This is a genomic window from Streptomyces sp. NPDC006326 (genome assembly GCF_040612915.1).
GTDB lineage: Bacteria > Actinomycetota > Actinomycetes > Streptomycetales > Streptomycetaceae > Streptomyces.
Map to the genome: position 1 here is coordinate 1 of NZ_JBEXRC010000070.1, position 25,032 is coordinate 25,032.

The 25,032-nt window shown below is 70.5% G+C and carries 21 protein-coding genes and 1 riboswitch; of the genes, 15 read left to right on the top strand and 6 right to left on the bottom strand.

Going from position 1 to position 25,032, the window contains the following annotated elements:
* Positions 1-99 precede the first annotated feature (99 nt).
* On the bottom strand, positions 100-876 hold the full coding sequence (locus tag ABZ128_RS33215) for a hypothetical protein (protein WP_356853340.1): 777 nt from the start codon (positions 874-876) through the stop codon (positions 100-102).
* 69 nt (positions 877-945) lie between these two features.
* Here ABZ128_RS33215 and ABZ128_RS33220 point away from each other — a divergent pair, with 69 nt between their 5' ends.
* The 3 genes from ABZ128_RS33220 to ABZ128_RS33230 all read left to right on the top strand — a co-directional run bounded on the left by ABZ128_RS33220 (position 946) and on the right by ABZ128_RS33230 (position 5,801).
* The gene (locus ABZ128_RS33220) at positions 946-1,755 is read left to right on the top strand and encodes an adenosylcobinamide-GDP ribazoletransferase (RefSeq protein WP_356853342.1); all 810 of its coding nucleotides are present in this window, start codon (positions 946-948) and stop codon (positions 1,753-1,755) included.
* 43 nt (positions 1,756-1,798) lie between these two features.
* Positions 1,799-2,503 (top strand): response regulator transcription factor, encoded by a 705-nt coding sequence (locus tag ABZ128_RS33225; RefSeq protein ID WP_356853343.1) that lies wholly within the window; start codon positions 1,799-1,801, stop codon positions 2,501-2,503.
* 178 nt (positions 2,504-2,681) lie between these two features.
* The gene (locus ABZ128_RS33230; protein WP_356853345.1) at positions 2,682-5,801 is read left to right on the top strand and encodes an efflux RND transporter permease subunit; all 3,120 of its coding nucleotides are present in this window, start codon (positions 2,682-2,684) and stop codon (positions 5,799-5,801) included.
* Positions 5,802-5,882: 81 nt separating this feature from the next.
* On the opposite strand, the gene nadA is transcribed toward ABZ128_RS33230, so the two are convergent.
* Positions 5,883-7,070: a quinolinate synthase NadA gene (gene nadA, locus ABZ128_RS33235; protein WP_356853347.1), complete on the bottom strand. Its 1,188-nt coding sequence runs from the start codon at positions 7,068-7,070 to the stop codon at positions 5,883-5,885.
* Between the two features lie 306 nt (positions 7,071-7,376).
* Here nadA and erpA point away from each other — a divergent pair, with 306 nt between their 5' ends.
* Positions 7,377-7,733 (top strand): iron-sulfur cluster insertion protein ErpA, encoded by a 357-nt coding sequence (gene erpA, locus ABZ128_RS33240; RefSeq protein WP_030010511.1) that lies wholly within the window; start codon positions 7,377-7,379, stop codon positions 7,731-7,733.
* A 117-nt stretch (positions 7,734-7,850) separates the two neighbouring features.
* Here erpA and ABZ128_RS33245 read toward each other — a convergent pair whose 3' ends face one another.
* Together ABZ128_RS33245 and ABZ128_RS33250 are read right to left on the bottom strand one after the other, a co-directional pair.
* Complete coding sequence (locus ABZ128_RS33245; protein ID WP_356853349.1) at positions 7,851-9,302, bottom strand: hypothetical protein; 1,452 nt, start codon at positions 9,300-9,302, stop codon at positions 7,851-7,853.
* 78 nt (positions 9,303-9,380) lie between these two features.
* Complete coding sequence (locus ABZ128_RS33250) at positions 9,381-9,596, bottom strand: hypothetical protein (protein WP_356853350.1); 216 nt, start codon at positions 9,594-9,596, stop codon at positions 9,381-9,383.
* Between the two features lie 131 nt (positions 9,597-9,727).
* Between ABZ128_RS33250 and ABZ128_RS33255 the strand changes: the two genes are divergently transcribed.
* Positions 9,728-10,705 (top strand): carbohydrate kinase family protein, encoded by a 978-nt coding sequence (locus ABZ128_RS33255; RefSeq protein ID WP_356853352.1) that lies wholly within the window; start codon positions 9,728-9,730, stop codon positions 10,703-10,705.
* 85 nt (positions 10,706-10,790) lie between these two features.
* Here ABZ128_RS33255 and ABZ128_RS33260 read toward each other — a convergent pair whose 3' ends face one another.
* A complete protein-coding gene (locus tag ABZ128_RS33260) occupies positions 10,791-12,170 on the bottom strand; it encodes an aminotransferase class V-fold PLP-dependent enzyme (protein ID WP_356853354.1) in 1,380 nt (459 codons plus the stop codon).
* A gap of 338 nt (positions 12,171-12,508) precedes the next feature.
* Here ABZ128_RS33260 and coxB point away from each other — a divergent pair, with 338 nt between their 5' ends.
* The 4 genes from coxB (at position 12,509) to ABZ128_RS33280 (ending at position 16,963) form a co-directional block, all read left to right on the top strand.
* Complete coding sequence (gene coxB, locus ABZ128_RS33265) at positions 12,509-13,483, top strand: cytochrome c oxidase subunit II (RefSeq protein ID WP_356853355.1); 975 nt, start codon at positions 12,509-12,511, stop codon at positions 13,481-13,483.
* On the top strand, positions 13,480-15,210 hold the full coding sequence (ctaD, locus tag ABZ128_RS33270) for a cytochrome c oxidase subunit I (RefSeq protein ID WP_356853357.1): 1,731 nt from the start codon (positions 13,480-13,482) through the stop codon (positions 15,208-15,210). Before coxB ends, ctaD begins: the two co-directional genes overlap by 4 nt.
* Positions 15,207-15,605 carry a cytochrome c oxidase subunit 4 gene (locus ABZ128_RS33275; protein ID WP_356853358.1) on the top strand — a complete coding sequence of 133 codons (399 nt, stop codon included), beginning with the start codon at positions 15,207-15,209 and terminating at the stop codon, positions 15,603-15,605. Before ctaD ends, ABZ128_RS33275 begins: the two co-directional genes overlap by 4 nt.
* Before the next feature lie 113 nt (positions 15,606-15,718).
* Positions 15,719-16,963: an Ig-like domain-containing protein gene (locus ABZ128_RS33280; protein ID WP_356853360.1), complete on the top strand. Its 1,245-nt coding sequence runs from the start codon at positions 15,719-15,721 to the stop codon at positions 16,961-16,963.
* An 85-nt stretch (positions 16,964-17,048) separates the two neighbouring features.
* On the opposite strand, the gene ABZ128_RS33285 is transcribed toward ABZ128_RS33280, so the two are convergent.
* Positions 17,049-17,450, bottom strand: coding sequence for a hypothetical protein (locus ABZ128_RS33285; RefSeq protein ID WP_356853361.1), 402 nt, complete (start codon positions 17,448-17,450; stop codon positions 17,049-17,051).
* 198 nt (positions 17,451-17,648) lie between these two features.
* On the opposite strand from ABZ128_RS33285, the gene ABZ128_RS33290 reads away from it, so the two are divergent.
* From ABZ128_RS33290 to ABZ128_RS33315, 6 genes are all read left to right on the top strand, one after another.
* Positions 17,649-18,269 (top strand): heme-copper oxidase subunit III, encoded by a 621-nt coding sequence (locus ABZ128_RS33290; protein ID WP_356853362.1) that lies wholly within the window; start codon positions 17,649-17,651, stop codon positions 18,267-18,269.
* A gap of 75 nt (positions 18,270-18,344) precedes the next feature.
* Entirely contained in the window at positions 18,345-19,154 is an 810-nt protein-coding gene (locus ABZ128_RS33295) for a c-type cytochrome (RefSeq protein ID WP_356853364.1), read from the top strand.
* Entirely contained in the window at positions 19,151-20,212 is a 1,062-nt protein-coding gene (locus ABZ128_RS33300) for a Rieske 2Fe-2S domain-containing protein (protein ID WP_356853365.1), read from the top strand. The genes ABZ128_RS33295 and ABZ128_RS33300 overlap by 4 nt, the downstream gene beginning before the upstream one ends.
* Positions 20,209-21,837 carry a ubiquinol-cytochrome c reductase cytochrome b subunit gene (locus tag ABZ128_RS33305; protein WP_356853367.1) on the top strand — a complete coding sequence of 543 codons (1,629 nt, stop codon included), beginning with the start codon at positions 20,209-20,211 and terminating at the stop codon, positions 21,835-21,837. Before ABZ128_RS33300 ends, ABZ128_RS33305 begins: the two co-directional genes overlap by 4 nt.
* 144 nt (positions 21,838-21,981) lie before the next feature.
* Entirely contained in the window at positions 21,982-23,046 is a 1,065-nt protein-coding gene (gene trpD / locus ABZ128_RS33310; protein WP_356853369.1) for an anthranilate phosphoribosyltransferase, read from the top strand.
* A gap of 80 nt (positions 23,047-23,126) precedes the next feature.
* Positions 23,127-23,243, top strand: a riboswitch (SAM riboswitch).
* 217 nt (positions 23,244-23,460) lie between these two features.
* Entirely contained in the window at positions 23,461-24,849 is a 1,389-nt protein-coding gene (locus ABZ128_RS33315) for an aminotransferase class V-fold PLP-dependent enzyme (RefSeq protein ID WP_356853371.1), read from the top strand.
* Positions 24,850-25,032: the final 183 nt, after the last annotated feature.

Below are 25,032 nucleotides of genomic sequence, written 5' to 3' on the forward strand. Positions count from 1 at the left end.
TTCTCCGGTTGGATCGTCATTTCGCCCGCCGCGCCCGCCACGGCCCCCCCAACCCCCCTGGGGGGGGGGGCCGGGCGCCGTCGCGTGTCCGTGCGCCTCTCAGTGCGCCGGGGGCTTCGTCTTCCCGGCGCTCACGTGGAGCGGATCGGGGGTCCCGCCGATGAAGTTCTCGAACTTCCGGCGCGGCGCAGCCCAGCGCCGGTCGTGGTGGAAGGCGCGCAGCTTCGCCTTGGCGCGGGCCCGCGGGCGCTTCGCGTAGAACCGCTTCGCGTACGGGGAGCCGGGCCGGGCCAGCCGGATCGCGCCGATCAGCGCCACGAACGGGACGAGGATGCCGAGCAGTGCGGTACGGGCCTTCCCCTTCCACAGGGCGACCAGCGCCAGGAAGAAGTTGGTGGCGGTGTTCATGGCGACGATCCCCCGGTTGCTGCGTTCGTCCGGGTCCAGGTCGTTGACCCCGAACGGCAGGAAGCCGGCCAGCACCAGCGCCACCAGCGCGGCCGTCAGCACCACGATCTCCACGCTCTTGCGGCCCTGTTCGCTCCAGTAGACGTCGTCGAGGTGCAGGATCAGCGCGAACTCGTCGAGGACGAGGCCCGCGCCCAGACCGAAGATCACCGCCGAGAGCCCCGAGCCGAAACTGTGGGCGCCGCTGCCGACCGCACCGAACCCGCCGACGATCACGAGGACCACGCCGGGCACCACGTGGTGGACGTGCATCCCGCCCGGGGTGACGTTCTTGAACGGGCCCCGGCCGGCCCGGATCAGACGGGTGATGACACGGGTGACCAGGAACGACAACACGAAGGAGACCAGGGCGAGGAGCAGGGGCAGCTTCCCCGGCTCGACGATGTTCCGGTACCACCAGTGACCCATGACACCACCTCCCCATCTGTCCGTAATGGGCAATTTACCGGTCGGGGCGAGCGGGTAGCGTTCGCGCCGATGACAGATTCGATCGAAGAGCAGCTTCCGGAGCGCGCCCCGTTCCTCGACGGCGTCCGGTTCGCGTTCGGCACCCTCACCGTGCTGCCCGTCCGCGTCACCCGCTGGGACCGTGCGGCCGCCCGCACCGGAATGGCCTGCGCCCCGCTCGCCGGCCTGGTCGTCGGCCTGCTCGCGGCGGCGGCGGGCTCGGTGCTGCTCCTGCTCGGCGGCGGCCCGCTGCTCGCCGCGGCCGCCACCGTCGCCGTACCGGCCGCCCTGACCCGGGGCCTGCACCTGGACGGCCTCGCGGACACCGCCGACGGGCTGGGCAGCGCCAAGCCCCCCGCCGAGGCGCTGCGCATCATGAAGCAGTCCGACATCGGCCCCTTCGGGGTGCTGGTGCTGGTGCTGGTGATGCTCCTTCAGGCGGGCGCGCTGTCCGAGGCGTACGCCGGCGGCCCGCTTCGCGGCGCCCTCGCGGCGGTGGTGGCGGCGGTCGCCGCCCGGCTGGCCATGACGCTGGCCTCCCGCACCGGAATCCCGTCGGCCCGCCCCGAAGGGCTGGGCGCGGCGGTCGCGGGCGTGGTCCCGCGCGGCGCCGCCGTGGCGGTCGCCGCCCTGACCGTCCTGGCGGCCGCGGCCGCCGCGCTCCCGCTCGGCCTGCCGGCCGCCGGCCGGCAGGCCGCGGCGGTCCTCGCCGCCCTGGCGGTGGCCCAACTCCTCCTGCGCCGCTGCGTCCGCCGCTTCGGCGGCGTCACGGGCGACGTCTTCGGGGCCCTCGCGGAAACCTCGGCCACCACCGCCCTGATCGTGCTGGCCCTCGGCTGACACCCCCGCGCGGCGGCGGCACCCGACCCCGTAGGGTCGGGGCGTGGAAGAGACGCCGACGGTCATCAGAGTGCTGCTCGCGGACGACCAGGCCCTGCTGCGCAGCGCCTTCAAGGTGCTCGTCGACTCCGAGCCCGACATGGAGGTGGTCGGCGAGGCCTCCGACGGTGCGCAGGCCTTCGCGCTCGCGCGGCAGACCCGGCCCGACGTGGTCCTCATGGACATCCGGATGCCCGGTACCGACGGCCTCGCCGCCACCCGCATGATCACCGCCGACTCCGGACTCGACGCCGTCCGCGTGGTCATGCTGACCACCTTCGAGGTCGACGAGTACGTGGTCCAGGCGCTGCGCGCCGGAGCCTCCGGCTTCCTCGGCAAGGGGGCCGAGCCCGAGGAGCTCCTGAACGCCATCCGCCTGGCCGCCGCGGGGGAGGCCCTGCTCTCCCCGGCCGCCACCAAGGGGCTCATCGCCACCTTCCTCGCCCAGGGCGGCGCCGTCCACGACCCCGCGGCCCCTGCCGCCCCGCACGCGCAGCGGCTCGCCGCCCTGACGGGCCGGGAGCGGGAGGTCCTCGTGCACGTCGCCGCCGGCCTGTCCAACGACGAGATCGGCGGCCGGCTGGAAGTCAGCCCGCTCACCGTCAAGACCCACGTCAACCGGGCCATGGCCAAGCTCGGCGCCCGCGACCGGGCCCAATTGGTGGTCATTGCCTACGAATCGGGCCTGGTCCGCCCCCGCTGCGAATAGCCGCAGTACGCGGCCGTACTGCAACCGCGGTATGCCGCACACGAGGACGGGACCTGGGAGCGACGCGCCGCCGCCCCGCCGTCCGCGAGGCTGGAGGGCCCCTCGGCCCGGGGACCGCGGCCTTCGCGCGTGCCTGCGGCATGCCCTCGTACACGTACTGCAGAGAGATCCCACACCCATGTCGTGGCTGTCCCGCTTCAGCCTCGCCCAGAGAGCGCTGACCGGCCTCGTGTCGATCGTCGCGCTCCTCTTCGGCGCCATAGCGATCCCCCAGCTCAAGCAGCAGCTGCTGCCGTCCATCGAACTGCCCATGGTGTCCGTCCTCGCCCCCTACCAGGGCGCCTCGCCCGACGTCGTGGAGAAGCAGGTCATCGAGCCGATCGAGGCCACCCTCAAGGGCGTCGACGGCATCACCGGCATCACCTCCACGGCCAGCGAGGGCAACGCCCTGATCACGGCGAAGTTCGACTACGGCGACAGCGGCACCAAGCAGCTCGTCGCCGACGTCCAGCAGGCCGTGAACCGGGCGCGCGTACGGCTGCCCGCCGAGGTGGACCCGCAGGTCGTGGCCGGCTCCACCGACGACATCCCGACGGTGGTCCTCGCGGTCACCTCCGACAAGGACCAGCAGGCGCTCGCCGACCAGCTCGGCCGCTCCGTCGTCCCCGTCCTGGAGGACATCCAGGGCGTCGGCCAGGTCAGCGTCGACGGCGTCCGGGACCTGCAGATCACCGTCACCCCCGACAACGCCAAGCTCGCGGCGGCCGGCCTCGACGGCGCCGCCCTCGCCCAGGGCCTCCAGGCGGGCGGCGCCACCGTCCCCGCGGGCTCCTTCGACGAGGCGGGCAAGAACCGCACCGTCCGCGTCGGCGGCGGCTACACCTCCCTCGCCCAGCTGGAGGACCTGCGCCTGAGCGCCGGCCCCGGAAAGCCGGCCGTACGCCTCGGCGATGTCGCCACCGTCACGCAGGAGCCCGCCAAGGCCGTCTCCCTCACCCGTACCAACGGCAAGCCCAGCCTCGCCCTCGTCCTCACCATGGACAAGGACGGCAGCGCCGTCGCGATCTCCGACGCAGTCCGGGACAAGCTGCCCGAGCTGCGCTCCGCGCTCGGCGCCGGTGCCGAACTGACCGTGGTCAGCGACCAGGGACCGCCCGTCGCCAAGTCCATCTCCAGCCTCACCACCGAGGGCCTGCTCGGCCTGCTCTTCGCGGTGATCGTGATCCTGGTCTTCCTGGCCTCGCTGCGCTCGACGCTGGTCACCGCGGTCTCCATCCCGCTGTCCGTCGTCCTCGCGCTCATCGTGCTGTGGACGCGCGACCTGTCCCTCAACATGCTGACGCTGGGCGCGCTCACCATCGCCATCGGCCGTGTCGTCGACGACTCGATCGTGGTCCTGGAGAACATCAAGCGCCACCTCGGCTACGGCGAGGAGCGCGAGGCCGCCATCATCGCCGCGGTCAAGGAGGTCGCCGGCGCGGTCACCTCCTCCACGCTCACCACCGTGGCCGTCTTCCTCCCGATCGCCTTCGTCGGCGGCATGGTCGGAGAATTCTTCGGCCCCTTCTCCCTCACCGTCGCCGCGGCCCTGCTGGCTTCGCTGCTCGTGTCCCTGACGGTCGTCCCGGTGCTCTCGTACTGGTTCCTGCGCGCCCCCGAGGGTGCGGCGGAGAACCCCGGCAAGGCACGCCGCGAGGCCGAGGAGAAGGAGGCGAAGAGCCGCCTCCAGCGCTTCTACGTACGGGCCCTCGGCCTGGTCACGCGGCGCCGGGCCACGACCCTGACCGTCGCCGTCCTGGTCCTCGTCGCCACCTTCGCGATGACCCCGCTGATGAAGACCAACTTCTTCGACCAAGGCGAGCAGACCGTCCTGACGGTCAAGCAGCAGCTGCCCCCGGGCACCTCGCTGGCCGCCTCCGACGAGGCGAGCCACAGGGTGGAGAAGGCCCTCACCGCGGTCGAAGGGGTCAAGGACTACCAGGTCACCGTCGGCTCCTCCGGCTTCCTGGCCGCCTTCGGCGGCGGTACGGGCTCCAACCAGGCCTCGTACCAGGTCACCCTGGAGGACTCCGGCGACTCGGACGCCGTCAAGAAGCGCATCGAGGACGCGCTCGGCGCGCTCGACGGCATCGGCGACACCAGCATCTCGGCGGGCGGCGGCTTCGGCAGCCAGAACCTCACCGTGGTCGTCAAGGCGGGCGACGCGGCCGTCCTCGCCAAGGCCGCCGAGCAGGTCCGGGCGCAGGTGGCCACTCTCGACGACGTCACCGACGTGCAGAGCGACCTGTCCCAGTCGGTGCCCCGGATCTCGGTGACCGCCACCCCGAAGGCCGCCGAGGCGGGCCTGAACCAGGCCGCGCTCGGCGCGATCGTCGCGCAGGCCGTACGCGGCAACCCGGCGGGCAAGGCCGTCCTGGACAACACCGAACGGGACATCGTCATCAGGTCCGCCCAGCCGGCCACCACCCTGGCCGAACTGCAGGCGCTGCCCGTCGGCCCCCTCCGGCTCGGCGACGTCGCCGAGGTCAAGGAGGTCCCCGGCCCGGTCTCGATGACCCGGATCGACGGCGCCCGCGCCGCCACCATCACCGCGAAGCCGGTCGGCGACAACACCGGTGCGATCGGCGCGGCACTCCAGACGAAGATCAAGGCACTGGACCTGCCGGAAGGGGCCACCGCCACCATCGGCGGTGTCTCCGAGGACCAGGGCGAGGCCTTCGCCTCGCTCGGCCTGGCCATGCTCGCGGCCATCGCGATCGTGTTCATGCTCCTCGTCGCGACGTTCCGCTCGCTGGTCCAGCCGCTGATCCTGCTGGTGTCGATCCCCTTCGCGGCGACCGGCGCGCTCGGCCTGCTCCTGGTGACCGGCACCCCGCTCGGTGTCCCGGCGCTGATCGGCATGCTGATGCTCATCGGCATCGTGGTGACCAACGCGATCGTCCTGATCGACCTGGTCAACCAGTACCGCGCCCAGGGCCTGGGCGTCGTCGAAGCCGTCGTCGAGGGCGGCCGGCACCGGCTGCGCCCGATCCTGATGACCGCCCTCGCGACGATCTTCGCGCTGCTCCCGATGGCGCTCGGCGTCACCGGCGGGGGCGGGTTCATCTCGCAGCCGCTGGCGGTGGTCGTCATCGGCGGACTGGTCAGCTCGACGCTGCTGACCCTGCTCCTGGTGCCGACGCTGTACACGATGACCGAACTCCGCAAGGAGCGCCGCCACGCGAAGAAGCGGGCCCGCCTGACGGTGGTCCCGGCCCCGGCCGCCTCCGCGGACGAGGAGTCCCCGGCCACGGTCTGAGGCACACAGGCAAGACGGGAGGGAGGTCAAACGAAAGGGGCACCCCGGAGGGGTGCCCCTTTCGGTGATCGGGTCCGCCCGTTACGGGAGGGCGAGCATGCGCTCCAGGGCGAGCTTCGCGAAGCTCTCCGTCTCCTTGTCGACCTGGATGCGGTTGACGAGGTTGCCCTCGGCCAGCGACTCCAGGGTCCACACCAGGTGGGGGAGGTCGATGCGGTTCATCGTCGAGCAGAAGCAGACCGTCTTGTCGAGGAAGACGACCTCCTTGTCCTGCGCGGCGAACCGGTTCGCCAGGCGGCGGACCAGGTTCAGCTCGGTGCCGATGGCCCACTTGGAGCCGGCCGGGGCCGCCTCCAGCGTCTTGATGATGTACTCCGTCGAGCCCACGTAGTCGGCCGCGGCCACGACCTCGTGCTTGCACTCCGGGTGGACGAGGACGTTCACCTCCGGGATCCGGGCGCGCACGTCGTTGACCGAGTCCACCGAGAAGCGGCCGTGCACGGAGCAGTGGCCGCGCCACAGGATCATCTTGGCGGCGCGCAGCTCCTCGACGGTCAGGCCGCCGTTCGGCTTGTGCGGGTTGTAGAGCACGCAGTCGTCCAGGGACATGCCCATGTCGCGGACGGCCGTGTTGCGGCCCAGGTGCTGGTCCGGGAGGAAGAGCACCTTCTCGCCCTGCTCGAAGGCCCAGCCCAGGGCCCGCTCGGCGTTGGACGAGGTGCAGATGGTGCCGCCGTGCTTGCCGGTGAAGGCCTTGATGTCGGCGGAGGAGTTCATGTACGAGACGGGCACCGTGACGTCGGCTATGCCGGCCTCGGTCAGCACGTCCCAGCACTCGGCGACCTGCTCGGCGGTGGCCATGTCGGCCATCGAGCAGCCGGCGGCCAGGTCGGGCAGGACGACCTTCTGGTCGTCCGAGGTCAGGATGTCCGCCGACTCGGCCATGAAGTGGACGCCGCAGAAGACGATGTACTCGGCCTCCGGCTTGGCGGCCGCGTCCTTGGCCAGCTTGAAGGAGTCGCCGGTGACGTCGGCGAACTCGATGACCTCGTCACGCTGGTAGTGGTGACCGAGGATGAAGACCTTGTCACCGAGCTTCTCCTTGGCCGCGCGGGCACGCGCCACCAGGTCCGGGTCCGACGGCGACGGCAGGTCGCCGGGGCACTCCACCCCGCGCTCGCTCTTGGGGTCGGCCTCGCGGCCGAGCAGCAGGAGGGCAAGGGGCGTCGGCTGGACGTCCAAAGGCTGGGCGGTGGTCACGACACGCACCCTTTCTGTTTCTGCGACAAGGGACTTCTGAAACATCGCTTCGACTTCTCGTCTATTTGACGCTATCTATCATAGCTGCTTCATGTCACTTTGACGATGCCGATAGTGTCGATGTGACGCATTCGCCCTGTGACGAACCGGTCGGTCCGTCATGGCCACCCGCCCGCGAGGGTGTGCGAGCATGAATATCTGAAACACGCGTCGGGTCCGGAATGAATCCGCGACCCCGCTCGTTGCCATCGACGGCAAGAGTCCGACGTTTCCCTGCCTCCGGCGGGGAGCCGCCCACTTCGGGAGTGAATGCAGATGTCCGTACAGGACGACAAGACCACTGTGAGCGACGGCATCCTCCTGTCCGACGCCGCCGCCGAGAAGGTCAGGACCCTGCTGGAGCAGGAAGGCCGCGATGACCTGGCCCTCCGCGTCGCCGTCCAGCCCGGCGGCTGCTCCGGCCTGCGCTACCAGCTCTTCTTCGACGAGCGCTCCCTCGACGGCGACGTCGTCAAGGACTTCGACGGCGTGAAGGTCGTCACGGACCGGATGAGCTCCCCGTACCTGCACGGCGCCTCGATCGACTTCGTCGACACCATCGAGAAGCAGGGCTTCACGATCGACAACCCGAACGCCACCGGCTCCTGCGCCTGCGGCGACTCGTTCAGCTAGCAGGCCCGGCGGCCCGAGCCGCCGCGAGGCCGTCAGCCGAGGCCGTACGTCGAGAGGGCCCCGGCACCTTGAACCAGGTGCCGGGGCCCTCTCGCGTACCCGCGGGGCGGGGGCGGACTACTGCCGGGGGAGCGGCTTGCCCGTCGTCGCGTCGATCACCTTGCGCTCACCGAGCGGCTGCTGCAGGGTCGCCGACACGGACATCTCCTTGGCGATCATGATGCACGCCTGGCCCGGCTTGGTCGGCGTGTCGGTGATCCGCACCGACACCGAGCCGGCCTCCTCGCGCGCCTCCAGGGCGTAGGTGCTGCACACCCCGCCCCAGAAGTTCACGGTCAGCTTCCGGTCGGCCTGGGCATAGGAGAAACCGGGCACGGTACGCCCGCCCTGCGGGGACGCCCCGGGACCCGGGGAGTTCTCCCCGGCCGCCTGGACGACCGTGTGCGCGGGCGCGCCGTTCGTGCCCGCCACCTCGAAGAGCCAGGCCGGCACCAGACCGCGGGTCCCGTCCACCGTCCCCGGCGCCAGCCCCAGGACCGCTCCCTTCACGGTCTCGGTCCGCGGCGGCTTCATCGGACGGGGCTCCGGGTTGCAGGGCGGGGTGTCCGAAGGGCCGACCGGGGTGTCCGGGGTCAGCGGGACCGAGGTCGCGCAGCCGCTCGGCCCGGGATCCGTGCCGGGTCCGGCCGAGGACCGGTTCAGCCGGGCCAGTGCCTCCACGGCCCCGACCACCGGCTGCTCGGCGGCGCGGACGGGCGCCTTCAGCGCGCCGCTGCCCGCCACGACCTGGGAGTCGGCCCCCACGCTGATCTTCGTGGACCAGCCCTGCGTGGGGAGCCCGCCGATCACCGGATCGGCGGTGACCACCCGGACCGAGCCCTGGGTGAGGCGGGCGTCCAGCTTGGCCCCGCTCTGCCCGGCGGCCGCGAGCACCGGGGCGGCGGCGGCCTTCGCGGCCTCCTCGCCCACCGGCTTGCCGCCCTTGGCGCCCGGGTTGCCCTGGACGGCCCCGCCGGAGCCGCCGTCCTGGGGGAGGGTGGCGGGGCCGCAGGTGTCCTTGCCCCGCTGGCAGTCGTCGCTGCCTCCCGCCTGGAAGCGGGAGAAGTTCCAGGTCCCGGGAGCCTTGACGTTCACCGTGAGCCGCGGCCCGGAGCCGTCGGCGGCCTCCCCGGCCTGCCAGAACTCACCGCTGAGCCGCGGAGTGCCCGGGATGCCGAGGGCCGCCGCGAGCCGGGCCACCTCCTCCGGGCCGACCTCGCCGGTCGCGGCGAAGGAAGGCGCCGTCGCCGGGGCCTCCGGGAGCGGGACGTCGGCCCGGTACGTCACCCCGCCGCCGTGCGGGTCCGGCTCACCGGGGGCGATGCCCGGCCCCGGGGGACTCGGCGCGACGCGGGGCGCGGAGGCCGCGCTGTCCCCCGTACGGCCGCCCGGCGAGCCGTCGCCGTACGCCGTCGAGGCCCAGTACGCCGTACCGCCGCCCACGAGCAGGACGGCGGCCGCCATCGAGCCGATGGCCCAGGCAGGCCGCCGCCGTGTGCCGCGTGATGTGTCGGGTTGTTCGCTGGTCACCGCATTGCTCCTTCGCCCGTACCGCAGTGGCTGATGCGGGTGTGACGGAACAGCGGCCCAACCGGTTCCGCCGTACGGCTAGTCGCCGTACTGGGCGGTGGAGGCGATCAGCCGCGCCGAGGCCGGCGGGACGCTGATGCCGTGGATCTGCGAGGGCGCCACCCGGGCCGGCCGGGGGTCCGCCGGGACCGCCCAGTGCGGAGCCATCCTGGCGCAGTCGCCCAGCAGACGTGCGAAGGCGGGCCGCGTGTCGGCCGCCGAGTCGGCGTAGCCGAAGGCATCGGTGTAGGTCATGGGGCACGTTAGGCACGGCGCGGCGAGTGAAGAAAGAGCTACTACGGGGTAGTTTCGGGCGGTCGGCCACGCCGCCGCGAGCGGGTAGTTTTGAATGTCCCCTCGCCGTCCTTCGCAGGAGCATCCACGCCGTGCGTATCGCAGTCACCGGCTCCATCGCCACCGACCACCTCATGACCTTCCCCGGCCGTTTCGCCGACCAGCTGGTCGCGGACCAGCTGCACACGGTCTCCCTGTCCTTCCTCGTGGACAACCTCGACGTACGGCGGGGCGGTGTCGGCCCGAACATCTGCTTCGGCATGGGCCAGCTCGGCATCCGCCCGATCCTGGTTGGCGCCGCGGGCTACGACTTCGACGAGTACCGCGCCTGGCTGGACCGGCACGGCGTCGACACCGCGTCCGTACGGATCTCGGAGGTGCTGCACACCGCCCGCTTCGTGTGCACCACGGACGCCGACCACAACCAGATCGGCTCCTTCTACACGGGCGCGATGAGCGAGGCCCGCCTGATCGAGCTGAAGGCGGTCGCGGACCGGGTGGGCGGCCTGGACCTGGTCCTCATCGGCGCCGACGACCCCGAGGCGATGCTCCGCCACACGGAGGAGTGCCGGACGCGGGGCATCCCGTTCGCCGCCGACTTCTCGCAGCAGATCGCCCGGATGGACGGCGACAACATCCGGACCCTGATGGAGGGCGCGACGTACCTCTTCTCGAACGAGTACGAGAAGGGCCTCATCGAGTCGAAGTCCGGCTGGACCGACGAGGAGATCCTCGGCAAGGTCGGCACCCGCGTGACCACGCTGGGCTCGCGCGGCGTGCGCATCGAGCGGGCCGGCCAGGAGCCGATCGTCGTCGGCTGCCCCGAGGAGACCGCGAAGGTGGACCCGACGGGTGTCGGCGACGCCTTCCGGGCCGGGTTCCTGACGGGGCTGGGCTGGGGCGTCGGGCTGGAGCGGGCGGCGCAGGTCGGCTGCATGCTCGCCACCCTGGTGATCGAGACCCTGGGCACGCAGGAGTACACGCTGGCGCGGGCCCACTTCATGGAGCGCTTCACGAAGGCCTACGGCGAGACGGCGGCGGCGGAAGTCCGCTCCCACCTCACCGTCTGACCCGCCCGACCCGCCCGACCCGTCCGTCCCACCGGACGCGCCCCGGCGCCCCGCCCCGCCCTCGCGGCCGGGGGCGGCGCCGGGGTCAGGACCGGCGGCGGACCGTGTAGGCCGTGCCCGGGATGCGGGGGGACTCCCCCAGGTAGGTGTGGCCGCGCAGCGTGCACCACGCCGGGATGTCCAGCCGGGCGACCTCGTCGTCCGAGACCACGGTGACGGTGCCCCCCACCGGCACCGAGCCGATCACGCGCGCCAGCTCGATCACCGGCTGCGGGCAGCGCAGGCCCAGCGCGTCGATCTCCAGGGAGTCGGCCACCGGCCCGCCCTCCACCGGCTCCGCCACGCCGAGCGTGCCGCGCACCCCGGCGACCACCCCCGGCAGGACCTCCAGGAAGCCGTTGACCTCCTCCGCGGTCGTGCCCGCCGGCAGGGAGACCCGTACGTTGCCCTCCGACAGCACCCCCATCGCCCGCAGCACGTGACTCGGGGTCAGGGTGGAGCTGGTGCACGAGGAACCGGAGGAGACGGAGTAGCCCGCCCGGTCCAGCTCGTGCAGCAGGCTCTCCCCGTCGACGTAGAGGCAGGAGAAGGTGACCAGGTGCGGCAGCCGCCGCTCGGGGTGGCCGACCACCTCCACGTCCGGCACCAGCCGGACCACCCGCCGCCGGATCCGGTCCACCAGGACCCGCAGCCGCTCCGCCTCCGCGCCGGCCTCGGCCCGGACGGCCCGCAGCGAGGCCGCCGCCGCCACGACGGCCGGGAGATTGGTGAAGCCGGGGGAGCGGCCGAACTCCCGCTCGTCCACCGGGCCTTGCGGCGAGAAGCGGGCTCCCTTGCGGACGGCCAGCAGGCCGACCCCCGCCGGGCCGCCCCATTTGTGCGCACTCGCCGTCAGCACCGACCAGCCGCCCTCCACCGGCCCCCAGCCCAGCGACTGCGCCGCGTCCACCAGCAGCGGCACCCCCGCCGCGGCGCAGACCTCGGCGACCTCCGCCACCGGCTGCACGGTGCCCACCTCGTGGTTGGCCGACTGCAGGCAGGCCAGGGCCGTGCCCGGCCCGAGGGCGGAGGCGTAGCCGGCCGCTGAGACCGCGCCCGTGCGGTCCACCGGTACCTCCGTCACCGTCCCCCCGGCAGCCTCGTGCGCCGCCGCCGCGTGCAGGACGGAACTGTGTTCGACCGCCGATACGACGAGATGACCGCCGACCCGACGGCGCCCGGCGAGCGCTCCCGCAAGGCCCGTGTGAACCGCGTGCGTCCCCGAAGGAGTGAAGACGAGCTCGTCGGGGCGACAGCCCACCGCCTCCGCGGCCGCCTCCCGGGCGGCATCCAGCAGCAGCCTGGCGCGCCGGCCCTCCCGGTACAGCCGGGCGGGGTCCGCCCAGCCCTCGTCCAGGGCTGCCTGCAGCGCCTGGCGGGCCACGGGGTGCAGCGGGGCGGCGGACGCGGTGTCGAAGTACGGCATCCGGTCACCGTAAAGGAGGAGCCGTGCGCAGCACGCCCTTGAGGGGTGGCGGCCGGGCGACGGGCGGGACGGCGGGGCGCGGCGTTCGAGGTCAGGGGCCGTCAGATGGGCCCCGGAGGCGGCCGTTCAGGGGGTGTTGGACCGTCCCCCGTACGGCGGATCCATCCCTTCGGGGGCAGTAGCGGCGCGTTGGGCACCCTCCCCGCGCGACCCCAAATAGCGTCCAGTAGGGTTTGGTCCGCATAAACATCCAAACCCCTGCCTGCGTCAGGGCCGGCGACCGACCCGAATACGGCCGCGGCCGGCCGCGCGGGCCGAGACTCTCGGGAAGGCGCTACGTGAGTCCCTACGGCTCCGACCGCTCGCCGCGGCGCCCGATGCGGCGGAAGCTGCTGCAGGCGCTGACTGCGGGCGTGGTCCTGGCGACCGCCACTGGTTGCTCGTACAACTGGAAAAGCTTCCCCCGCCTCGGAATGCCCACCCCGGTCACGGAGGAGGCGCCTCGCATCCTCTCCCTGTGGCAGGGGTCCTGGGCGGCCGCTCTCATCACGGGCATCCTGGTCTGGGGCCTGATCCTGTGGAGCGTCATCTTCCACCGGCGCAGCCGGACGAAGGTGGAGGTCCCTCCGCAGACCCGGTACAACATGCCGATCGAGGCGCTGTACACCGTGGTCCCGCTCATCATCGTCTCGGTGCTGTTCTACTTCACCGCGCGTGACGAGTCGAAGCTCCTTTCCCTCTCCGCCAAGCCGGCGCACACCATCAACGTGGTCGGCTTCCAGTGGAGCTGGGGCTTCAACTACGTCGAGGACGTCGATGGTGACGGAGCGACTCCGAAGGCCGGTGAGGTTCCCAAGGAGCTCGCCGCCATCCCGGACCGCTTCACCAAGGAATTCCCCGCCGGCGCCGAAGGCGTCTACGAGAAGGGCGTTCCGGGCGACCGCAACTTCCAGACCGGCAACCCGGGGCCGACCCTCTGGCTGCCCAAGGGCGAGAAGGTCCGCTTCATCCTGTCGTCGAACGACGTCATCCACTCGTTCTGGGTGGTTCCGTTCCTCATGAAGCAGGACGTCATCCCCGGTCACACCAACGTCTTCGAGGTCACTCCCTCGCAGGAGGGCACCTTCGTGGGCAAGTGCGCCGAGCTCTGCGGCGTCGACCACTCCCGGATGCTCTTCAACGTCAAGGTCGTCTCGCCCGAGCGATACAGGGCACACCTGAAGGAACTGGCCGAGAAGGGGCAGACCGGCTTCCTCCCGGCCGGCATCAAGCAGACTGACCCGGCCCGGAATGCGGAGACGAACAAACTGTGAGCATCCTCAACGAATCTCAGGGTGCCGCCGCCGACTCGTATGAGAACGAGCTGCCGGTGCGGCGCAAGCAGCCGGGCAATGTCGTCGTGAAGTGGATGACCACTACCGACCACAAGACCATCGGCACGATGTACCTGGTCACCTCGTTCGTGTTCTTCCTCATCGGCGGGATCATGGCGCTCTTCATGCGCGCCGAGCTGGCCCGTCCGGGCACGCAGATCATGTCGAACGAGCAGTTCAACCAGGCGTTCACCATGCATGGCACGATCATGCTGCTGATGTTCGCCACCCCGCTGTTCGCCGGTTTCGCGAACTGGATCATGCCGCTCCAGATCGGCGCGCCCGACGTGGCGTTCCCGCGGCTGAACATGTTCGCGTACTGGCTGTACCTCTTCGGCTCGACCATCGCGGTGGGCGGCTTCCTGACGCCGAACGGCGCCGCCGACTTCGGCTGGTTCGCCTACACCCCGCTGACCGACGCGGTGCACTCGCCGGGTATCGGCGGCGACATGTGGATCATGGGTCTGGCCTTCTCCGGCTTCGGCACGATCCTCGGCTCGGTCAACTTCATCACCACGATCATCTGCATGCGCGCTCCCGGCATGACGATGTTCCGCATGCCGATCTTCACCTGGAACGTGCTGCTGACCGGTGTCCTGGTCCTGCTGGCCTTCCCGGTGCTGGCCGCCGCGCTCTTCGCGCTGGAGGCCGACCGCAAGTTCGGTGCGCACGTGTTCGACCCGGCCAACGGCGGCGCCCTGCTGTGGCAGCATCTCTTCTGGTTCTTCGGACACCCAGAGGTGTACATCATCGCCCTGCCGTTCTTCGGCATCGTCTCGGAGATCATCCCGGTCTTCTCCCGCAAGCCGATGTTCGGTTACATCGGTCTGATCGGTGCGACGATCGCCATCGCCGGCCTCTCGGTGACCGTGTGGGCCCACCACATGTACGTCACCGGCGGTGTGCTGCTGCCGTTCTTCTCCTTCATGACCTTCCTGATCGCGGTCCCGACCGGTGTGAAGTTCTTCAACTGGATCGGCACCATGTGGAAGGGCTCGCTGTCCTTCGAGACCCCGATGCTCTGGACGATCGGCTTCCTGGTCACCTTCACCTTCGGTGGTCTGACCGGCGTCATCCTGGCCTCGCCCCCGATGGACTTCCACGTCTCCGACTCGTACTTCGTCGTCGCGCACTTCCACTACGTCGTCTTCGGCACCGTGGTGTTCGCGATGTTCGCCGGCTTCCACTTCTGGTGGCCGAAGTTCACGGGCAAGATGCTGGACGAGCGCCTCGGCAAGATCACCTTCTGGACGCTGTTCATCGGCTTCCACGGCACGTTCCTGGTCCAGCACTGGCTGGGCGCCGAGGGCATGCCCCGCCGCTACGCGGACTACCTCGCCGCCGACGGCTTCACCGCGCTGAACACGGTCTCGACCATCAGCTCGTTCCTGCTGGGCCTGTCGATCCTGCCCTTCCTGTACAACGTCTGGAAGACGGCGAAGTACGGCGAGAAGATCGAGGTCGACGACCCGTGGGGCTACGGCCGTTCGCTGGAGTGGGCGACGTCCTGCCCGCCGCCGCGGCACAACTTCCTCACCCTGCCGCGGATCCGTTCCGAATCCCCGGCGTTCGACCTGCACCACCCGGAGATCGCGGCCCTCGACCACCTTGAGGACCACGGCGCCGGCACCAAGGCCGTCACCGGTGGCAAGGAGGCCGGCAAGTGAAGATCCAGGGCAAGATGTTCCTCTGGCTCTCCTTCTTCATCCTGATCATGGCCGTCGTGTACGGCGTGTGGTCGAAGGAGCCCGTCGGAACCACCGCGCTCTTCCTGGCCTTCGGCCTGAGCGTCATGATCGGTTACTACCTGGCCTTCACCGCCAGGCGCGTGGACGAGATGGCCCAGGACAACCTGGAGGCCGACGTCGCGGACGAGGCGGGCGAGCTGGGGTTCTTCTCCCCGCACAGCTGGCAGCCGCTCTCGCTGGGCATCGGCGGCGCGCTCGCCTTCATGGCCGTCATCTTCGGCTGGTGGCTCATGTACTTCTCGGCCCCGATCATCCTGGTCGGCCTGTGGGGCTGGGTGTACGAGTACTACCGCGGTGAGAACGCCAACCAGTAGCGGTACCCGTGCATGACACCTGGGGCCCGGACACCTCGAACAGAGGAGTCCGGGCCCCTCGTTTGCAGTCACCCCGCGCGCCGTAATCCTCATACCTTCATAGCGTTGGCTCCATGAAGCACTCACCGCGTCTTTGGACGGTCGTCAGCAGCTCCGTGCTGGTCGCCTCCCTCGGTGCCGGCGCCACCGCATGCGGGTCCGGCGACAACCCGCTGTCCGCCCGCCCGTACGACGCGGGCGACCAGGTCGCCATCAACCAGCCCTCGGGCGGCCGTCCCGTCGACCCCAAGCGGCCCCTGGAGGTCACCGCCAAGGGCCACGGCACCCGCATCACCGACGTGACCGCCGTGGACACCCACGGCCGCCGTCTCGCGGGCGAGCTGTCCGCCAAGGGCGACCGCTGGCACAGCACCGCCTCCATGGCCGCAGGCACCCGTTACACGGTCACGGTGAGCACCGAGAACCAGCGCGGCGCCCCCGGGCAGCGCACGATGACCTTCGACACCACCCCGTCCAAGTCGCTCCTCCAGGTGAAGCTCGGCCCCCCGACCGGCAAGTACGGCGTCGGACAGCCCCTCACGGCCGAACTCAGCGAGCCCGTCAAGACCAAGGCCGCCCGCGCCGTCGTGGAGCGCGGCCTGGTCGTCGAGTCCTCGCCCGGAGTCGAGGGCGCCTGGTACTGGGTGGACGACAAGACCCTCCACTACCGGCCGAAGGACTACTGGCCGGCCCACTCCACCGTCTCGCTGCGGAGCAACCTGGAGGGGGTCAGGATCACCGACAACCTCAACGGGGCCGGCAGCAAACCGCTGAAGCTGGAGATCGGCGACCGGGTCGAGGCCATCACCGACGCCGCGGCCCACTCCCTCACCTTCAAGCGCAACGGAGAAGTGATCAACACCATCCCGGTGACCACGGGCAAGCCCGGCTTCTCCACCCGCAACGGGGTCAAGGTGGTCCTCGGCAAGCAGTACTTCGTCCGGATGCGCGGCGACACCGTCGGCATCAGCGGCAGCGAGAACTACGACCTGCCCGTCTACTACGCCACCCGCGTCACCTGGAGTGGTGAATACGTCCACGCCGCCCCGTGGTCCGTGGGCTCCCAGGGATACGAGAACGTCAGCCACGGCTGCACCGGCATGAGCACGGGCAACGCCGCCTGGTTCTTCGAGAACATCACCGAGGGCGACGTCGTCAAGGTGATCAACAGCATCGGCGAGGACATGACGCCGTTCGGCAACGGCTTCGGCGACTGGAACGTCGACTGGAAGGACTGGCGCCAGGGCAGCGCCCTCCTCAAGGGCACCCCGGTGCACCACAACCCCGTCGAGCAGGCCCGCCTGCGCCCCCAGGTCTGAGCGGCTCCGGCAGGGCCCGCCCCGCTCGGGCGGGCCCCGCCGCGCCATCCCCCGTACGAGCGCCCGCACGGGCCACTCGTACGGGCTACGCGTCCAGCGACAGCCGGCAACGCAGCAGGCGGGCCAGGGCGTCCGCGAACTCGACCGGGTCGACCGGGAGGGTCACCGCCGCGTCCGCGCGGCTCCAGGTGGCCAGCCAGGCGTCCTGCGGGCGCCCCATGAGCAACAGGACGGGCGGGCAGCGGAAGATCTCGTCCTTGATCTGCCGGCACACCCCCATGCCCCCGGCCGGAACCGCCTCACCGTCCAGCACGCACGCGTCGATCCCGCCCGCGTCCAGCTCGCTCAGAACGGCCGGCAGCGTGGCGCACTCCACGAACTCGACCGGCGGCAGGTCCGCAGCGGGCCTGCGACCGGCCGCCAGCCGCACCTGCTCCCGCGTGCCCGCGTCGTCGCTGTAGACCAGAACCCGTGCAGTCGACTGCATTTCGTTCCTCCACGGTGCCGTGAAACACGTTGATGATGCGCGGGATGCTACTCCGTCCGCCCCGGTGTCAACATCGGTTCGCACACCTCGCCGGTGACGCGTGGAGGGCGGCTCTGCTGGGCCGTTCGGGCCTTGCACACACCCCTGACACTCCGAACGGCACCCCCCGGGGTGAGGGCGGGATAAGCGACCGACATAATGTCGGTCGTGGCGACAGCAACGACAGTAGATACCGGGCACGCGCACCCGACGGTCAACCGGCCGAACCTCGTCAGCGTCGGAACCATCATCTGGTTGAGTTCCGAGCTGATGTTCTTCGCGGCCCTCTTCGCGATGTACTTCACCCTGCGATCCGTGACGGGTCCCGAGTACTGGGCAGAGCAGGCTTCGGCCCTCAACCTGCCCTTCTCGGCGACGAACACGACGATCCTGGTGCTCTCCTCCCTCACCTGCCAGCTCGGCGTCTTCGCCGCCGAGCGCGGTGACGTGAAGAAGCTCCGGTCGTGGTTCGTGATCACATTCGTGATGGGTGCGATCTTCATTGGCGGCCAGGTGTTCGAGTACACCGAGCTGGTCAAGCACGAGGGCATGTCTCTCAAGTCAGGTCCGTACGGCACGGTGTTCTACCTGACCACCGGCTTCCACGGTCTGCACGTGACAGGCGGTCTCATCGCCTTCCTGCTGGTCCTCGGCCGGACGTACGCGGCCAAGAGGTTCACCCACGAACAGGCCACGTCGGCCATCGTCGTGTCCTACTACTGGCACTTCGTCGATGTCGTCTGGATCGGCCTCTTCGCGACGATCTACCTGATCAAGTAGCGAACACGTCGCCGGGTCCGACCCGGCACTCGTCCAGAAACACCGACGCAGAAGATCCTGACACCGGGGTAATCCGTGAAAAAGCTCTCCGCACGACGACGCCATCCGCTGGCGGCGGTCGTCGTTCTACTCCTTGCGCTGGCGGCCACTGGGGGGCTGTACGCCGCCTTCGCCCCTGCGGGCAAGGCGCAGGCCGATGAAACCGCCCAGTCCCTCGCCATCGAGGAGGGCAAGAAGCTCTACGCCGTGGGCTGCGCAAGCTGCCACGGAACCGGCGGTCAGGGTTCCACTGACGGCCCCAGCCTGGTCGGCGTCGGCTCCGCGGCCGTCGACTTCCAGGTGAGCACGGGCCGCATGCCCGCCCAGCAGCCCGGCGCCCAGGTGCCCAAGAAGCCGGTCATCTACTCCCAGGCCCAGATCGACCAGCTGGCCGCGTACGTCGCCTCCCTCGGCGCCGGCCCGATCCGGCCGACCGAGAAGCAGTACGACCCGGCGGGCGCCGACGTCGCCAAGGGTGGCGAGCTGTTCCGCAACAACTGCGCGCAGTGCCACAACTTCACCGGCGAGGGCGGCGCACTGACGAACGGCAAGTACGCCCCCAACCTTGAGGACGTCTCGCCGAAGCACATCTACGAGGCCATGCTCACCGGCCCGCAGAACATGCCCTCCTTCCCCGACAGCACCATGCCGGAGAAGCAGAAGAAGGACATCATCGCGTACCTCCAGAACGTGAACGGCGAGAAGTCGGTCAGCCCTGGCGGCCTGAAGCTCGGTGGCCTCGGCCCCGTCTCCGAGGGTCTGTTCGGCTGGATCTTCGCTCTGGGTGCGCTGATCGCTGTCGCCGTCTGGGTCGCGGCCCACACCGCTAAGGCCAAGAAGTCATGAGTAGCCAAGACATTCCCGAAGACAAGCACCTGCCGAGCGAGCAGGGCGACGCGCACCACGGCGCCGTAGCGGTCGCGGACGACCCGTTCGCCGACCCCGGCCTGCCGGTCCACAAGCCGCGCATCCAGGACATCGACGAGCGGGCCGCGAAGCGCTCCGAGCGCACCGTGGCGATGCTGTTCACGCTGTCGATGCTGGCGACGGTCGGCTTCATCGCCTCGTACGTCACCATCCCGATCGACAAGATCGTGTACATCTTCCCGCTCGGGAAGGTCAGCGGGCTCAACTTCGCGCTGGGCCTCACGCTGGGCACCGCCCTCTTCTGCATCGGCGCGGGCGCGGTCCACTGGGCCCGCACCCTGATGTCCGACGTGGAGGTCGCCGACGAGCGCCACCCGGTCGCGGCGTCGCCGGAGGTCCGGGCGAAGGTGATGCAGGACTTCGCCGACGGTGCGAACGAGTCCGGCATCGCCCGCCGCCCGCTGATCCGCAACACCATGCTCGGCGCGCTGGCCCTGCTGCCGCTCTCCGCCGTGGTGATCATGCGCGACCTGGGCACGCTGCCCGAGGACAAGCTGCGCAAGACCCTGTGGGCCAAGGGCAAGCTGCTCATCAACCAGAACACGATGGAGCCGCTGCGTCCCGAGGACGTCCAGGTCGGTTCGCTGACCTTCGCCATGCCCGAGGGCCTGGAGGAGACCCAGCACGACTTCCAGAACCAGATCGCCAAGGCCGCCCTGATGATCGTCCGGATCAAGCCGGAGGACATCAAGGACAAGCAGGAGCTGGAGTGGTCCCACGAGGGCATCGTGGCCTACTCCAAGATCTGCACCCACGTCGGCTGCCCGATCAGCCTGTACGAGCAGCAGACGCACCACGTGCTCTGCCCGTGCCACCAGTCCACCTTCGACCTCTCCGACGGCGCCCGAGTCATCTTCGGCCCGGCCGGCCACGCGCTTCCGCAGCTGCGGATCGGCGTGAACGGTGAAGGCTTCCTCGAAGCGCTCGGCGACTTCGAGGAGCCCGTCGGTCCTGCATTCTGGGAGCGCGGCGCATGAGCACTGCCACTGACACGAAGCGCACCGCGCCTTCCAAGGGCGAGCGCGTAGCCGACTGGGCCGACGGCCGCCTGGGGATCTACAGCCTCGCCAAGGCGAACATGCGCAAGATCTTCCCGGACCACTGGTCCTTCATGCTCGGTGAGATCTGCCTCTACACCTTCATCATCATCATCCTCACGGGTGTGTACCTGACCCTGTTCTTCCACCCGAGCATGAACGAGGTCGTCTACGACGGCTCGTACGTGCCGATGCAGGGCGTCCAGATGTCCGAGGCCTTCTCCTCGACGCTGGACATCAGCTTCGACGTCCGCGGCGGTCTGCTCATCCGGCAGATCCACCACTGGTCGGCGCTGGTCTTCGTCGCGGCCATGGTCGTGCACATGATGCGCGTCTTCTTCACGGGCGCCTTCCGCAAGCCGCGCGAGGTCAACTGGATCTTCGGCTTCCTGCTGCTGGTCCTCGGCATGTTCACCGGTTTCACCGGTTACTCCCTGCCGGACGACCTGCTCTCGGGCACCGGTGTCCGCTTCATGGAGGGCGCGATCCTGTCCGTGCCGATCGTCGGCACGTACCTGTCGTTCTTCCTCTTCGGCGGCGAGTTCCCCGGCGGCGACTTCGTCGCGCGGTTCTACTCGATCCACATCCTGCTGCTGCCCGGCATCATGCTGGGCCTGCTGGTGGCGCACCTGATCCTGGTCTTCTACCACAAGCACACCCAGTTCGCGGGTCCCGGCAAGACGAACAACAACGTCGTCGGCATGCCGCTGCTGCCGGTCTACATGGCCAAGGCCGGAGGCTTCTTCTTCCTGGTCTTCGGTGTCATCGCGGCCATCGCCGCGATCGCCTCGATCAACCCGATCTGGGCCCTCGGCCCGTACCGCCCGGACCACGTGTCCACCGGTGCGCAGCCCGACTGGTACATGGGCATGCCGGAAGGCCTGATCCGTGCCATGCCCGGCTGGGAGATCAACCTGTGGGGCCACACGCTCGTCCTGGGCGTGTTCGTGCCGCTGCTGCTCTTCCCGCTGGTGCTGGGCGCGATCGCCGTCTGGCCGTTCATCGAGTCCTGGGTCACCGGCGACAAGCGCGAGCACCACATCCTGGACCGCCCGCGCAACGTCCCGACCCGCACGGCCTTCGGTGTCGCCTGGATCGCGGAGTACATCGTGCTCCTGGTCGGCGGTGGAAACGACATGTTCGCGCAGTACTTCCACCTGTCGATCAACAACATCACCTGGTTCGTCCGGATCGGCTTCTTCGTCGTCCCGGTCCTGGCCTTCATCGTCACCAAGCGCATCTGCCTCGGCCTCCAGCGCCGGGACCGCGACAAGGTGCTGCACGGTCGCGAGACCGGCATCATCAAGCGCCTGCCGCACGGTGAGTTCATCGAGGTCCACGAGCCGCTCTCGCAGGGCAGGCTGCACACGCTCACCGCGCACGAGCAGTACAAGCCGGTCGAGATCGGCCCGACGGTCGACGAGAACGGCGTGGAGCGCAAGGTCGGCCGGATGCAGAAGCTCCGCGCGAAGCTCAGCAAGGGCTTCTACGCAGAGGACAACCAGATTCCGAAGCCCACGGTGGAGGAGTACAGGGAGATCCAGAGCGGCCACGGCCACCACTGATCCCGCTTGAGGGACTGATTTCGGTCAGTCCTGGTGTCGCCACGGCGAGAGCCCCGTCCAGGGTCTGGACGGGGCTCTTTGCCGTCCGGCGGGCTGGATAGGCTGAAGCCCTTCCCATTCGACGTGGACCTTCAGGAGCGGACCATGAACGTTGTGACCCCGGCAGGCGGCGACAGCGTGGCGGCCCGCAGCTGGCCGGGCATCCTCGACGCCCTGCTCGGCGGCCAGGACCTGCGTGCGGAGGACACGGCGTGGGCCATGGACCGGATCATGCGCGGAGAGGCCACCGACGCCCAGATCGCCGGCTTCGTGGTCGCGCTGCGGGCCAAGGGGGAGACGGTCACGGAGATCAACGGCCTCGTACGGACCATGTACGAGCACGCCAACCTGATCGCGGTGCCGGGCCGGACGGTGGACATCGTCGGCACCGGCGGCGACGGGGCCAAGACGGTGAACATCTCCACCATGTCGGCCGTGGTGGTCGCGGGCACCGGCGCCAAGGTCGTCAAGCACGGCAACCGGGCCGCCTCCTCCGCGAGCGGGGCCTCGGACGTGCTGGAGAAGCTCGGCGTCAACCTGGATCTGCCCCCCGAGCGGGTGGTGCAGGTCGCCGAGGAGGCCGGGATCACCTTCTGCTTCGCGGTGAAGTTCCACCCGGCGCTGCGGCACGTGGCCGCGGCCCGCAAGGAGCTGGGCATCCGCACCACCTTCAACTTCCTGGGGCCGCTGACCAACCCGGCACGGGTCCGGGCGCAGGCCACGGGCGTGGCCGACCCCCGGGTGGCCCCCATCGTGGCGGGCGTGCTGGCCGAGCGCGGCTCCTCGGCGCTGGTGTTCCGCGGCGACGACGGCCTGGACGAGCTGACGACGACCGCCACCTCCCGGGTGTGGTGGGTGCGCGACGGCCGGGTCGACGAGCAGCCCTTCGACCCGCGGGACGTGGGCATCCAGCTGGTCGACGTCGGACAGCTGCGCGGGGCGGACGCCTCGTACAACGCCGACGTCGCCCGCCGCCTGCTCGCGGGCGAGACGGGGCCGGTCCGCGACGCCGTCCTGCTGAACTCGGCGGCCGCCCTGGTCGCCCTGGACCCGGGCACCGGTTCCCTGGAGGAGCAGCTGCGGGCGGGGATCGCCCGCGCGGCGGAGTCGGTCGACTCGGGCGCGGCCCGGGCGGCGCTGGAGCGCTGGGTGGCCGCCAGCAACGCCTGATCGTTTTTGAGACAAGGCCCCGGTCCGGCATGTGGACCGGGGCCTTGCGCGTGGAGGATCTTGTGGCAGGATGCTGACCAGGTCACGAGTGACAGCGTTTAGGCCCCGGCTTGCTGTCCGGCAACCCTCCTTCCGTGGCGGGGTGCCCCGGGTGATGACCAGGTCGTAGGCAGCAAGGCCTACGGCAAGCGCGGATCCCTCGACACCAGGGGTCCTGGTCCATCGAGGAGCGTTTTCCGTGAGCAAGCGAATGCGATAGGGCGAATCCGCCCCTTCTTCACCCCTCGGACCAGGGTCGCTTCCGTGCACCCTCCGTCGTCCGGGGGACCTCCCCGTACCCCGGACGGCCGGCGAGCCGTACCCGCGTACGGGCACACCGAAGCCATTCCGCCCTGCCTGCCGGGAGATACCGCCATGTCCGCATCCCTGAACACCGCCGCTGCCGCCACCCCCGCCACCGCCGCCGACCCCGCCTGCGGCGAACCGCTGCCGGTCCTCGGACGGGACGTCACCGTCCCCCTGGTCACCGGCGGCGAGGTCACCTACGCGGCCCTCGACTACGCCGCCAGCGCCCCCGCCCTGCAGCGGGTCTGGGACGACGTGGCCGCGTACGCCCCCTACTACGGCAGCGTGCACCGCGGCGCCGGCTACCTCTCCCAGCTGTCCACCGACCTCTTCGAGCAGAGCCGCGCCACGGTCGCCGAGTTCCTCGGCTGCCGGCCCGCCGACCAGGTGGTCTTCACCCGCTCCACGACGGACTCCCTCAACCTGCTCGCCGCCGTACTCCCCGCCGGCTGCCAGGTGTTCGTCTTCGAGACCGAGCACCACGCCTCGCTGCTGCCGTGGCGCGACGCCGAGGTCACCTACCTCGACGCCCCGCGGACCCCGGCCCAGGCCGTGGACACCCTGGAGCGGGCCCTGGCCGCACGTGACCCGTACGGCCCCGCGCTGGTCTGCGTCACGGGGGCGTCCAACGTGACCGGCGAGCTGTGGCCGGTGAAGGAACTCGCCGCCGCCGCGCACGCCCACGGCGCACGGATCGTCCTCGACGCCGCCCAACTGGCCCCGCACCACCGGGTCTCGGTGCAGGAGCTGGACGTGGACTGGGTCGCCTTCTCCGGGCACAAGCTGTACGCGCCCTTCGGCTCGGGTGTACTGGCCGGCCGCGCGGACTGGCTGCAGCAGGCGGAGCCGTACCTCGCGGGCGGCGGTGCCTCCCGGAAGGTCGCCCGGCGCCAGGACGGCGGCGTGGACGTGGACTGGCACACCACGGCGGCCCGCCACGAGGCCGGCTCCCCGAACGTCATCGGCGTCTACTCCATCGCCTCCGCCTGCCGGGCGCTGACGGAAGCGGGCTTCGAGGGCCTCGTCGCCCGCGAGCAGCGCCTCGTCGCGAAGGTCCGCGAGGGCCTGGCGGAGGTCCCGGCGGTCCGGATCCTCTCCCTCTTCGGGGACGACGCCCCGCGCGTCGGGGTGATCTCCTTCGTGGTGGACGGCTGGAACAGCTCCCACTTCGCCGCCGCGCTCTCCGCCGAGTACGGCATCGGCGTCCGCGACGGCCTCTTCTGCGCCCACCCGCTGGTCCGCACCCTGCTGGGCAGCGAGCCGCAGGAACCGGGCGAGTGCGGAGCCCCCGAGGCGGCCCCGGGCGAACTCTCCCTGAACGCCATCCGGGTCAGCTTCGGCGCGGGCACCCCCGACGAGCACGTGGACCGCTTCGTGGGGGCGGTGCGGGAGCTGGTCGCCTCCGGCGCGAAGTGGTCGTACCGGACGGAGGACGGCCGCTGCGTCCCGGCCGTCTGAGGCGCGCGCCACCGCTGCCGGTGGCCGGCCCCCGGCCCCCCGCGCCTCAATCGCCGGCGGGGCTGGATTTGCCGGGCCTGGCGGGGTCCGCGGCTTTGCCGGGTCGTGTGCGGGTGCGCCACCGCTGCCGGGGGCCAGCCCCCGGACCCCCGCGCCTCAAACGCCGGCGGGGCTGGATTTGGC